The sequence below is a fragment of the Kosakonia sp. YIM B13588 genome (assembly GCF_042788165.1).
In the GTDB taxonomy this organism is placed as follows: Bacteria; Pseudomonadota; Gammaproteobacteria; order Enterobacterales; family Enterobacteriaceae; genus Kosakonia; species Kosakonia sacchari.
In genome coordinates this window covers 201,148-213,898 of the sequence record NZ_JBHZPO010000008.1, presented here as the reverse complement: position 1 = coordinate 213,898, position 12,751 = coordinate 201,148, and the positions used below count along the sequence as shown (strand labels likewise).

9 protein-coding genes are annotated in these 12,751 nt (G+C 56.8%); 2 read left to right on the top strand and 7 right to left on the bottom strand.

Going from position 1 to position 12,751, the window contains the following annotated elements; translation table 11 throughout:
- The first annotated feature begins 7 nt into the window (after window positions 1–7).
- On the top strand, window positions 8–631 hold the full coding sequence (locus tag ACFX4U_RS15435) for a TRIC cation channel family protein (RefSeq protein WP_313510108.1): 624 nt from the start codon (window positions 8–10) through the stop codon (window positions 629–631).
- A gap of 48 nt (window positions 632–679) precedes the next feature.
- Here the strand turns inward: ACFX4U_RS15435 and erpA are convergent, their stop codons facing one another.
- Window positions 680–1,024: an iron-sulfur cluster insertion protein ErpA gene (erpA, locus tag ACFX4U_RS15430; RefSeq protein WP_017457984.1), complete on the bottom strand. Its 345-nt coding sequence runs from the start codon at window positions 1,022–1,024 to the stop codon at window positions 680–682.
- A gap of 81 nt (window positions 1,025–1,105) precedes the next feature.
- Window positions 1,106–2,512: a H(+)/Cl(-) exchange transporter ClcA gene (gene clcA, locus ACFX4U_RS15425; protein ID WP_305737073.1), complete on the bottom strand. Its 1,407-nt coding sequence runs from the start codon at window positions 2,510–2,512 to the stop codon at window positions 1,106–1,108.
- Between the two features lie 170 nt (window positions 2,513–2,682).
- Here clcA and hemL point away from each other — a divergent pair, with 170 nt between their 5' ends.
- Complete coding sequence (gene hemL / locus ACFX4U_RS15420; RefSeq protein ID WP_313510106.1) at window positions 2,683–3,963, top strand: glutamate-1-semialdehyde 2,1-aminomutase; 1,281 nt, start codon at window positions 2,683–2,685, stop codon at window positions 3,961–3,963.
- Window positions 3,964–3,999: 36 nt separating this feature from the next.
- Here the strand turns inward: hemL and fhuB are convergent, their stop codons facing one another.
- The 5 genes from fhuB to mrcB form a co-directional block, all read right to left on the bottom strand.
- Complete coding sequence (gene fhuB / locus ACFX4U_RS15415; RefSeq protein ID WP_313510103.1) at window positions 4,000–5,982, bottom strand: Fe(3+)-hydroxamate ABC transporter permease FhuB; 1,983 nt, start codon at window positions 5,980–5,982, stop codon at window positions 4,000–4,002.
- Window positions 5,979–6,869 (bottom strand): Fe(3+)-hydroxamate ABC transporter substrate-binding protein FhuD, encoded by an 891-nt coding sequence (gene fhuD, locus ACFX4U_RS15410; protein WP_305737076.1) that lies wholly within the window; start codon window positions 6,867–6,869, stop codon window positions 5,979–5,981. Before fhuD ends, fhuB begins: the two co-directional genes overlap by 4 nt.
- On the bottom strand, window positions 6,869–7,666 hold the full coding sequence (gene fhuC / locus ACFX4U_RS15405) for a Fe3+-hydroxamate ABC transporter ATP-binding protein FhuC (protein WP_313510099.1): 798 nt from the start codon (window positions 7,664–7,666) through the stop codon (window positions 6,869–6,871). The genes fhuD and fhuC overlap by 1 nt, the downstream gene beginning before the upstream one ends.
- Window positions 7,667–7,713: 47 nt before the next feature.
- Window positions 7,714–9,891, bottom strand: a complete 2,178-nt coding sequence (gene fhuA, locus ACFX4U_RS15400; RefSeq protein WP_313510098.1) for a ferrichrome porin FhuA — start codon at window positions 9,889–9,891, stop codon at window positions 7,714–7,716.
- Window positions 9,892–10,143: 252 nt separating this feature from the next.
- Window positions 10,144–12,672 (bottom strand): bifunctional glycosyl transferase/transpeptidase, encoded by a 2,529-nt coding sequence (mrcB, locus tag ACFX4U_RS15395; RefSeq protein WP_380218382.1) that lies wholly within the window; start codon window positions 12,670–12,672, stop codon window positions 10,144–10,146.
- Between the last annotated feature and the right edge of the window lie 79 nt (window positions 12,673–12,751).

Here is a 12,751-nt window from a genome sequence, read left to right as displayed (position 1 = left end):
ATTCACCATGCTGGTTTACTGGCTGGATATTATCGGCACCGCCGTATTTGCTATTTCAGGCGTTCTGCTGGCGGGAAAGCTGCGAATGGATCCGTTCGGTGTGCTGGTACTCGGCGTCGTGACTGCCGTTGGTGGCGGGACGATCCGCGATATGGCGCTGGCGCACGGCCCGGTGTTCTGGGTTAAAGATCCGACGGATTTAGTGGTGGCAATGGTGACCTGCATGTTGACCATTGTGCTGGTACGCCAGCCGCGCCGCTTGCCGAAATGGATATTACCGGTGCTGGATGCCGTCGGGCTGGCGGTGTTTGTCGGCATTGGCGTGAATAAAGCCTTTCTCGCCGAAACCGGCCCGCTGGTGGCAATTTGTATGGGCGTGGTCACCGGTGTCGGCGGCGGTATCATTCGAGATGTGCTGGCGCGCGAAGTGCCGATGATCCTGCGTACCGAAATCTACGCCACCGCCTGTATTGCGGGTGGCATTGTACATGCAACGGCGTATCACTTCTTTGCCGTACCGCTTGAAACAGCAAGTATGCTGGGCATGGCGGTCACGCTGGTTATCAGGCTGGCGGCGATTCGCTGGCACCTGAAGCTACCCACTTTTGCGCTGGATGAATCAGGCAGATAACAAAAAAGCCGTGTCAGTGACACGGCTTTTTATGCATGAAGGGATTCATTAAATACTGAAAGAAGAACCGCAACCGCAGGTGCTGGTCGCATTCGGGTTAGTCACCACAAAGCGGGAACCTTCCAGACCTTCGGTGTAATCAACTGAACCACCAACCAGATATTGCAGACTCATCGGGTCAACCACCAGGCCAACGCCTTGCTTCTCAATGGTCATATCACCATCGTTGATTTGATCGTCAAAGGTAAAACCATACTGGAAGCCGCTGCAACCACCACCGGTGATGTAGACACGCAGCTTCAGATTTGGGTTATCTTCGTCCGCAATCAGGTTTTTTACTTTGTTGGCTGCTGCGTCGGTAAACTGCAGCGGCAACGCTACGTCATCACTCATGTCTTGCTCCCGTTGATACTGCGATCTGGTTAAATAGTAACCCGACCTTTTCAGCTATTATCCAATACGCTACTAAATCGTTCAAGTATTCTCCCGCGGCAACTCGCTTTCACGAGCCGCATCCTGCCTGGCAAGCGTGCGTGCCAGGATCGCGGAATAGAGCGGTTTCCCGCCCAAAAACTGTGCTAACAGTGTCGCACCAAGACAGGTAATGATCATTGGCAAAATAAGCTGATAATTGTCAGTCATTTCCAGAACTAGCACGATGCCGGTCAGCGGCGCACGCAGCGACGCGGCCAGCAATGCCCCCATACCGGCAATGGCGAATGTCCCTGCATCGAGTTGATAATGCGGAAAAATCGCGGCGCTCGCGCTGCCAAACGCCATGCCTAATACCGTGCCAAGTGCCAGCATCGGCGCAAATATGCCGCCCGGTGCGCCGGAGCTAAAACAGAGTAACGTGGTTGCCACACGAATGAGGAAAATAAACAGCAGTGCGCCAACGGTGTAATTACCGGCGGTCGCAATAGGGATAAGCGCAAAACCACCGCCGGAAAGCGCGGGCGCAATCAACCCAAGCACGCCGCAACAACCGCCGATGACACCGCCAATCAACACCCATTTCCCGGTATGCCCGCCGTGGATACGCTGAAACAGATCCTGGGTGCGCAACACCAGCGTGTTAAATAGCGGTCCGATGCCGCCAAAAATCATCCCCAACAGCAGATAGAGCCACAGCGTATTCACCGGCGCATTGCTGAGCTTACCGACGTCGATTACCGCCGCCTCGCCGTTAAACACGCGAAAGACAATGCTCGACATAATCACGCCGGTGAACACGGCTTTAATCGAGATCAGATTATAATGAAACTGCGAACGCATCTCTTCAATGATGAAAAGAATGCCCGCCAGCGGCGCGTTAAACGCGGCGGAAAGCCCGGCTGCCGCGCCGGTCGCCAGCAATGTATGACGCGCTTCACCACTGCGCAGGCGAAACAGATCGCCCATCATGCGCCCGATATTGCCGCCGATTTGCACGGTTGGCCCTTCCCGACCGAGCACCATGCCCGCACCAAGCGTTCCCATCCCGCCGAAAAATTTAACCGGTAAGACTCGCCACCAGCGCACCGGACGCAGATCCTCCAGCGCACCTTCAATTTCCGGGATCCCGGAACCACCCGCTTCGGGCGCGAATCGCCGCACCAGGAAATAGCCAATCATCGCCAGCACTGCCGAGCCAATAAATGCCAGCGGCCATACCAGCGCGCTGTCCGCCATCTGCGCCAGCGCGCCAATGCGCGCGTTCAACACCGCATTCACGGCTTTTTCGAATAAGACGCCCACCAATCCGGTGGCCGCGCCCGCGACGGCGGCAACCAGCAAAATCGCCAGCGGCGTTTTATCGCGTTGCAGCATCTGACGCATGATATTGCGGCGTCGCCGTTGCTCAACCTGCTGTTGTTCAAATGAAGGGATTTGTGCTGACATTGATCTTCGATAAGTAATACAAAAGGGGCATTTTACCCGGCAAGCGCCGTCGCGTCGCGGGCAAAATCCCTGCAAAATATGTCGTTTCACCGGGGCAAAACTTTCATAACATTCCCGTAATCACATAGAATGACCAGCATTGATTTTTCCACGAACCAGGAATGAAAAGCATGAGTAAGTCTGAAAACCTCTATAACGCAGCGCGTGAGCTTATCCCGGGCGGTGTGAACTCACCGGTACGCGCCTTTACCGGCGTGGGCGGTACGCCGCTGTTTATCGAGCGTGCTGACGGTGCTTATTTGTATGATGTCGACGGCAAAGCCTATATCGATTACGTCGGATCCTGGGGACCCATGGTACTCGGTCACAACCACCAGGCGATTCGCAATGCGGTGATCGAAGCGGCCAGCCGCGGCCTGAGCTTTGGCGCGCCTACCGAAATGGAAGTCAAAATGGCGCAGTTGGTCACCGAACTGGTGCCGACCATGGATATGGTGCGCATGGTGAACTCCGGTACCGAAGCGACGATGAGCGCCATTCGTCTGGCGCGCGGGTTTACCGGCCGCGACAAAATCATCAAATTCGAAGGCTGCTACCACGGCCACGCCGACTGCCTGCTGGTGAAAGCCGGTTCCGGTGCGCTGACGCTCGGTCAGCCGAACTCGCCGGGCGTACCGGCTGATTTCGCCAAACACACCCTGACCTGCACCTATAACGATCTGAGTTCAGTACGCGCAGCGTTTGAGCAATATCCGCAGGATATCGCCTGTATCATTGTCGAACCGGTCGCCGGGAACATGAACTGCGTGCCGCCGCTGCCGGAATTCCTGCCGGGCCTGCGCGCGCTGTGCGATGAGTTTGGCGCGCTGCTGATTATCGATGAAGTGATGACTGGTTTCCGCGTCGCGCTGGCGGGTGCGCAGGATTATTACGGTGTGACACCGGATCTGACTTGCCTTGGCAAAATTATCGGTGGCGGCATGCCGGTCGGCGCATTTGGCGGGCGTCGCGAGGTGATGGACGCGCTGGCACCTACCGGCCCGGTCTACCAGGCGGGTACGCTCTCCGGCAACCCGATTGCTATGGCAGCAGGCTATGCCTGTTTAACCGAAGTCGCCCAGCCGGGCATTCACGCCACGCTGACCGAGCTGACTACGCAACTGGCCAGCGGCCTGCTGGACGCCGCGCAGGAAGCCGGCATTCCGCTGGTGGTTAACCATGTCGGTGGGATGTTTGGTTTGTTCTTTACCGATGCCGAAAGCGTGACCAGCTATCAGGATGTGGTGAAGTGCGACGTAGAGCGTTTTAAACGCTTCTTCCATCTGATGCTGGAAGAAGGCGTGTACCTTGCGCCGTCCGCGTTTGAAGCGGGCTTTATGTCTGTCGCGCATAGCGAAGAGGATATTGACAACACCATCGACGCTGCGCGTCGCGCATTCGCTAAATTGTAATCCGCACAGCCTCTCCCCGGCGGGAGAGGCACGCTTTTAGCGGCTCTGCTTTCTCAGCAAATAGATAAAGTATGGCGCGCCGATAAAGGTCGACAGCAACCCGGCGGGGATCTGAAACGGAAACAGCAGCATCCGCCCGCACCAGTCGGCAAACACCAGCAATAATCCCCCCACCAGCGCTGAAATCACCATATGCGGCATCGTGCGACGAAAACCCATCATCCGCGCGATATGCGGTGCCATCAGACCAACAAAACTCAGTGGGCCAATGGTCATGGTCGCCGTTGCCGCGAGCGCTGCCGCCAGTAATAACAGGCCGACGCGTGACGGTGTCAGCGCCATCCCGACTGAACGCGCGGTATCACCACCGAGCGGTAAGATCATTAACCAGCGGCGACACAGCGGTGTCAGCGCCAGCAAAATCACCATCATCACGCCAGTATGTAAAACCTGCTCGCCGGACGCGTGGTAAGTGCTACCGGAAATCCACGTCAGGATCGTCGCCATACGCGGATCGCCGCTTGCCTGCAGCATCATCAGCAGCATGGTAAACGCCGTGCTCAGCGCCATCCCTGCCAGCAGCATGCGGTGCGGCGAAAAGCCACCGCGCCCGGCGGCAACCATAATAATCAGCAACGTCACCGCGGCCCCCACACTCCCGGCGGGCATCAGCCAGCCAAACGCGTTACCCGGTACGAAAAACAACATCAATACCACGCCAAACGCCGCGCCTGAGCTTATCCCCAGCACTTCCGGGCTGGCCATCGGGTTGCCGGTCAGGCGCTGAATAATACAGCCCGCCACCGCCAGCATCACGCCGGCGGTAAGCGCGGCGATGATGCGCGGCCAGCGCCATGGCATCAGTTCGTCAAGTAATTGACCGCTGGCAAACTGCCAGCCTGTGGCGTCACGCCCGAACGTCAGCGCTAACCCCATCGCCAGCAACAGAAGCACTAAACCGCCCAACGCAAACCACTGCACCTGCTGGCGCTCAGCGGCCACGTTATCCCCGGCATCCATTGCCGGAGCGCTCATACTGCGCAGCCGTGGCAACAGCCACAGCAGCAGCGGCGCACCAATCAGCGCCGTAATCGAACCGGTGGAAACTTCCATCCACACGCGTGTCAGCCACCAGATAATTTGATCGGAAAGCCAGAGGATCAGCGCGCCAATTAGCGGAGCCAACAGCAAGCGCGACAACAACCGACGCGCGCCGAGCATTTTCGCCAGTAGTGGTGCAAACAGGCCGATAAAACCAATAATGCCGACCGCATTGACCAGCAACGCGCTCAGCGCAATCGCCAGCATCAGCGCCGCCAGGCGCGCCAGCGACAGCGCCAGGCCAAGATTTCGCGCAACGCCATCATCCAGCCCCATCAGCGTTAGCGGGCGCAACAACAGCAGCGTTAACACCGCACAGCCAAGCAACTGCGGCCACAAGCGTTGCACGATGCTCCAGTCGGTTTGCGTTAGCGTCCCGGTACTCCATAAAAACATGCTTTGCAGTTGATCGTGATGGAACAGCGCCAGCAGTTGGTTAATCGCCCCGCAATAGAGGCTAACCACCAGACCGGCGAGGATCAGCGTCACCGGCGACAAACGCTTTCCCCAGGCCACGCCAAACACCAGCGCACCGACCGCACATGCCCCGACCAGCGCGGCAAACTGTGAAGCCAGCACGCCGGGGATCGCCCATAGCGTGGTAATGGTGATGCCCAGTTGCGCCCCGGTTGCCACACCCAGCGTTGTCGGTTCGGCAAGCGGGTTACGCAGCACCTGCTGAAACAGCACACCGACCAGACCAAGCCCGGCGCCGACCAGCAAAGAGATCACCAGCCGCGGCAACAGGCTGTAGTGAAACAGCATCTGATCGATAAAGTTGATGTCCGGCGCGACGAAGGCCTGCGCCCACTGCGCGCGCGGCAAAGCGATAGTTAAATTGTTCCACGTAAGTACGGCGGCAATGATAAACAGCACCGTCAGCAGCAATGCAGGGAAAGGCGAAACACGTCGGTTCATGCCCGGCCTCCCAGCGCATTATCCAGCACGCGAGTAAAATGCATCGCCGACAGCGTCGCGCCATAAAACCAGACCGCCGGCACCCGCTGGAAACGCCCGGCGCGCACGAAGGGCATCGCCTGCCATAGCGGCGTTGCCATCAGTTTTTGCATATCCTGCTCGTTACCGTGATCGAAACAGATAACATCAACGTCTTTGTATTCCGCCAGCCGGTCGATACCCACCGCCACGCTGCCCCAGAAAGAGGTTTCGCCGTGCCAGGCGTTACGAATGCCCATGCAATCGAGCACTTCCTGGAACAGGCAGTTCGGTCCGAACGCCAGCACATGGCGCGGGTCGAGCAAGGTGATCATCAACAAAGGGCGGTCGCCGCGACGCGCAAAATGCGGTTTTCGCGCTTCGATCAGGGCATCAAATTCGTCGAGATGTTTTTTCGCGGCGGCTTCCAGATTCAGGATCTGCGCCATCTCGTTTAACGAGTGCTTTGCCATCGCCAGCGGCTTTTTGCCATCGCTAAACGTGAAGCCGCGCCCCGGCGCGATTTTCGCCAACTTCGCTTCTGAAGGGCCATAACCTGCCGACCATACCAGCCAGGAAGGTTTCATTTGCGTCAGCAATTCGAGATTCGGCTCGGTACGCAGCCCAACGTCAATCACCGAAGCAGGCAGCGCAGGCTCGTTGACCCACAAGTTGTAACTCTGCACATCTGCAACGCCATAAGGCGCGACGCCAAGCGCCAGCAGCAATTCAACCGGCAACCACTCCAGCGCGACAATACGCGTCGGATCGATCGCCGCGGCTTGCGCGCTGCGCATGTTCCACAACAGGGGAGAGAGCGCCATCGCCGTCAGTAAGCGACGCCGGCTAATATGATGTAATCCAGTCATCAGTAAACAAAACTCACCGGTGCTGCACCCGCAGGATGCGGCAGGATCCCCATCGGGATACCGTAAATGTGTTCCAGCGTTTCGGCGCGCATTAATACTTCCGGCGTACCTTCGGCGATCATCTCACCACCTCGCAGCGCCACCAGATAATCGCAATACCGCGCCGCCATATTGATATCGTGCAGTACGGCAATCACCGTCAGCCCGCGCTGCTGACTGAGCCGATGGACCAGCGCCAGCACATCCACCTGATGGGCGATGTCCAGCGCCGAAGTAGGTTCATCCAGCAGCAGACAGCGGCTGTCCTGTGCTACCAGCATGGCGATCCACGCGCGCTGGCGTTCGCCGCCGGAAAGGCTATCGACCAGGCGGTGCGCCAGCGGTTTTAAGCCCACCAGCGCAATCGCTTCTTCCACTTTTTCTCTGTCCGCAATGCCAAAGCGCCCCAACGCCCCGTGCCACGGGTAGCGGCCAATCGCCACCAGTTCACGAACCGTCATCCCTTCCGCCTGCGGCAACTGCTGCGGCAAGTAGGCCACTTTGCGGGCAAAGGCTTTGCTGCCCCAGCTAGCGAGCGGCTGTCCATCCAGCAAAATATCACCGTCCGATGGCGGCTGGTGGCGGCCAAGCATTTTCAGCAGTGTGGATTTACCGGAGCCGTTATGACCAATCAAGCCTGTAACTTTTCCTACCGGAAAGGTCAGCGACAGCGGGTGCAGCAGCGTGCGACCAGGCACACGAAAGGTGACATCGCTAAGTTGAAAGGTGGTATCGGGAAGCGCGTTGTTTTCCTGCATGATTGCCAACTTATAAATGGGCACGGCGAACCGTGCCCGAAGAGAGATTAGAAGCGGAAGGTTGCTGTCGCCACCACCTGGCGTTCTGCGCCCCAGAAGCAGCCGTAGGTGTTAAAGCAGCTTGCGACGTATTCACGATCGAGCAGGTTGTTGACGTTCACTGCAAGGCTGGAACCAGCAAGACCAAAGCGCGCCAGATCGTATTTCACAACGGCATCCATCACCGCCGTACTACCAACTTTGAAGGTGTTATCCGGATCGCCATAGCTGGAACCGATTAAGCGGCCCCCCGTTCCCACAGTCAGCCCCGAGAGGACACCAGAGTGGAAGGTGTAATCCCCCCACAGGGAAGCCATATGCTTTGGAATTTGTACCGGTGTTTTGCCTTTAAGTGTGGTGTCCTGTGTGTACTCAGCATTCGTGTAGGTGTAGGACGCCGTTACGTTGATGCTCGCGTTAACCGCGGCTTTTGCCTCCAGCTCAACGCCACGAGAGCGAACTTCACCTGCAGGAACTTGTGCGAACGGGTTAGTCGGATCCGTGGTCAGGTTGTTTGTTTTGGTTAGCTGGTAAAGCGCGCCCGTAACAACAACTGGCAGATCTTTCGGTACGTATTTCACGCCAGCTTCGTATTGTTTACCTTTAGACGGCGCATAAGCCACGTTATCAGCCGGGGTTGCAGCCCAGGCTTTTGACGGGTTAGGTTCAAAAGATTCGCTATAGCTGACATAAGGGGTAATACCATTATCGAAGAGGTAGTTAACCCCGGCACGCCAGGTAAATTGTTTATCATCGCGCTCGACTTTCTGGCCGCTGCTGCGGATAAGCGTTGCCTGTTCGGACCAGTCATAACGACCGCCCACCGTTGCCACCCATTTATTCCATTCCAGTTGGTCCTGAACATACAGTCCGGTTTGGTGCTGGGTATTCAACTGGAAAGGCGTCGCGCTCGGGAAATCAACATCGGTATAAACCGGATTATTCATATCCAGCGTAGGCGCACTTCCGTAGGCGTTTTTGATGTCATTGCGGAAACGAGAGTAATCAATTCCCGTTAGAACGATGTGGGAAACATCACCCGTCGAGAATTTACTTTCTAATTGGGTGTCGACGCCAAAATCGCTGTAGTTTTCGTCAGCCACAATGATTGAACGTGTAAGCTGATCGTTTGTGGCACCAAAACCATAAACGGTTTTCTGCGAGGTTTTAATCTGGCTGTAGCGCAAGTTCTGGCGAACGGTGAAGACATCATCAAACGCGTGTTCAAAACTGTAACCCACCATACGCTGATAGCGTGAATATTCATTGTTCGGCGCACTGTCAGTAAAGCTCGGGGAAATACGTTTGCCGGACGACAATGGCTCAACCGTGCCTTCTTTCGGCAACCAACCGTAATAGCCCGTATTAGGTTCGTTCTGGATATTCGCCAGCAACGTCAGGTTGGTTTTATCATCCGGGCGCCAACTGAATGACGGCGCAATGGCGTAGCGTTTCTGCTTCGCAAAATCCTGTTGTTCATCGTTAGAACGCGCAAGACCTGTCAATCGGTAAGCATACTTGCCGTCATCATCCAACGTATCGCTAAAATCGAAACCGGTCTGGTAGAGATTATCGGTTCCCATTTTGAACTGAATTTCATGCAGCGGCTCGGTGGTCGGGCGCTTGCTGACCATCGAAATGATACCGCCAGGATTGCTCTTACCGTACAGAACGGAAGTCGGCCCACGCATCAATTCAACACGCTCCAGCATGTACGGATCGATGGTCGCGCCGCTGTAATAATCCCCCTGCAGTTTAATACCATCAAGGTAGTTGTTCTGCGTAGGTCCTGGCGTCGAAAAACCACGAATGCTGACGAAGTCATAAGTGTTCGATGCACCACGGTTGCTAACCACCACGCCCGGCGTATAACCCAGAGCTTCTTTCACAGAAGTGGGCTGACGGATCTGCATCTCTTCGCTGGTCACAACCGAAACAGACTGCGGCGTCTTCTCAATCGGAGTATCGGTTTTCGTCGCCGTCGCCGTGTGTTTCGCGGCAATAGTAGCCGCAGGTCCCCATGCGCTTTCCTGCGGAGCGGCGCTGGTGGTAACGGTGATGGTTTCTTCTTTTTGGGTTGTTGCAGCCTGTGCGTAAACAGACATGCCGCTAACCGCTGTGGCTACTACAACTGCGATTTTACGCAGCGTAGTGTTGACTGGCTGAGCAGTGTTAGGACGCGCCATTAGTTTATCTCTGATTCAAATGAGTGAATGATAACGTAAACGAGAATTATTATTATGACCGCAGCATAATATGCGAAGCGCTGTGCGCATAGCAAGCAGTAAGCCGCCTGAAACGGCCTGAAGGATGAAGAAATAACCAGACGAAAAGCAGGTGGTTAACAGAGGTTTAATACAACGTTATTTGCATGTTTCGGGCATTAAAAAACCCCCGATGTTGCCCTCGGGGGTTTCAGGTCTTGTCACAGCAGAAAGTTAGTTACCGCCGAACATCTCTTTGATCCAGCCTGCGACGCCGTCGCTTTTCTGCTCCTGCTGCGGCGGCTGTTGAGGTTGCTGCTGCGCTGGTTGCTGCGGCTGCTGGGACTGGTCAAACGGGTTGCCGGTTTGCGGCTGCACCTGGTTTTGCTGGCACAGCGTTTCCGGGCTGGTCGTCCAGACCGGAAGCTGGCGCACACCGCCACCGCCGCAAACGAAATTCCCCATGTCATCAACGCCCATATTGGTGATGTCTTCCGGTGGCGTCAGATCCAGCGGGATCGGCGACTGGTTTTCCAGATAACGCTGGTAAATCGCCATCGCGCCGCTGGCACCATACAACTTCGTCGGCTGGTTATTATCGCGGCCAACCCAGGTAATGGTCACTTCGCGCCCATCGATGCCTGCAAACCAGGTATCAACGTTGTTGTTGGTGGTACCGGTTTTACCTGCCAGATGCAGGCCCGGGTACCTCGCGCCAAGCTGGCGGCCGGTGCCGCGCTGGACAACCTGCTGCATCGTCCACAATGTCATGTACGCCGCCTGCGCCGGTACGGCACGCTCGGCCTGCGGGAAGCTCTGATACAGCACCGTGCCGTCTTCAGCAATCACCGAACGCAGCGCGGAAAGCGGTGCGCGGTTACCGCCGCTGGCGATGGTCTGGAAAGCCTGCGCCACTTCAATTGGCGTCAGGTTCAGTGCACCAAGGAGCATAGACGGCATGCCGGTCAGCTGATCTTTCGGCGCGCCGAGTTTCTGCCAGGTGTCCGTCACCGCAGGCAACCCTACCGCCATTCCGAGGTTCACCGTCGGTACGTTCATCGACCGGGTCAGCGCATCGAGCAGCATCACCTGGCCACTAAAACGACGGTCATCGTTCTGCGGTGCCCACACCTGGCCGTTAGACAAGCGCAGCGAAATCGGCGCATCGGCAATCCAGGTATTCAGGCGATAGATGTTCGGCTGGCTCAGCGCTGTCAGGTAGGTTGCTGGTTTCGCCAGCGAACCAATGGAGCGGCGCGCCTGCATCGCACGGTTATAACCCGCGAACTGCGGCGTCGCACCACCGACCATCGCGCGCACTTCACCAGTGTAACGATCAACCACCACCATTGCCGTTTCAAGATCGGTCAGCTTGCGCTGTTTGATCAGCAGCGGAATACCTTCCACGGCGGCTTTTTCGGCAGCGTCCTGCGCCACGGAGTCAAAGGTAGTGAAGATCTTCACGCCGGAAAGATCTTTCACTTTGTCGCCGAGTTTGGCCTGCAACTCCTGGCGCACCATCTGCATAAATGCCGGCTGCGGTGAAATCACCCCGCCGCGCGGCTGCACACCGAGCGGACGCGCGCTCAGCATGTCATACAGCTCCTGGTCGATAACGTTTTGCTGTTGCAGCAAACGCAGCACCAGGTTACGACGCTCCAGCGCCAGTTTCGGGTTACGCCACGGGTTATAGATTGACGCGCCTTTAACCATCCCCACCAGCAATGCCTGCTGATCAAGGCTCAGCTCTTCCACCGGGCGGCCAAAATAGTAGAGGCTAGCCAGCGGGAAACCGCGGATCTCGTTGTCGCCGCTCTGACCGAGGTACACCTCGTTCATATACAGCTCAAGAATACGATCTTTGCTGTAGCGGGCATCCATAATCAGCGCCATATAGGCTTCGTTGGCTTTACGCCAGTAGGAGCGCTCGCTGCTGAGGAACAGGTTTTTCACCAGCTGCTGCGTCAGCGTACTCGCCCCCTGCACGGTGCGTCCGGCGGTCAGGTTCGCCAGCACCGCACGACCAATGGAGTAAAAGCTGATGCCGTCGTGCTCGTAAAAGTGGCGGTCTTCGGTCGCCAGCAGTGTATCCACCAGCAGATCCGGGAAGCCATTGCGCGGCACGAACAAACGCTGCTCGCCATTAGGCGAAGAGAGCATGGTGATCAGACGCGGATCGAGGCGGAAGAAACCGAACTGGCGGTTGCTGTCCATATTCTCGATGGTTTCCAGACGAGAACCGTCAAAGGTCAGACGCGCGCGCACCTGCCCTTCTTTACTGTCCGGGAAATCAAACGGACGGCGGATCATCTCGATGCTTTTCGCCTGCACGGTAAACTCGCCGGGACGCGTCATCTTCGTCACCTGACGGTACTGCGTGGCTTCCAGTAGCTTCACCATCTCGTTTTTACTGATTGCCATATCCGGTTCGAGGTTGACCATACGGCCATACACCGCGGCAGGCAGTTGCCAGACTTTTCCGTCTATACGGGCACGGATTTTTTGATCCAGATAAACGCCATAAATGGCGCACAGCACGGCCAGAACGATGGCAATTTTTAACAGCAGCCAGAACCAGCCGCGTTTGCCGCGTGGCTTCTTGCCTTTGCCTCTTCCTTTTTTCGGCATCGGTTCCTCGTCTTCATCGTCATCTTCATACTCGTCGTACTCCTCTTCCCGAAGTCGACGACGGCTGATTTTCTCTTTCGCCGGACGCGTTGGTTTACCCTTGCGTCCAATTGGCTCGCGGTCATTCCCCGCCATGCTTTACTCTCCGCAACTTTCAGGCGCAAGGGCCTGATTCTCAACTCTTCCGCACCAGGGCAGAAGAAGAAATCTCTCA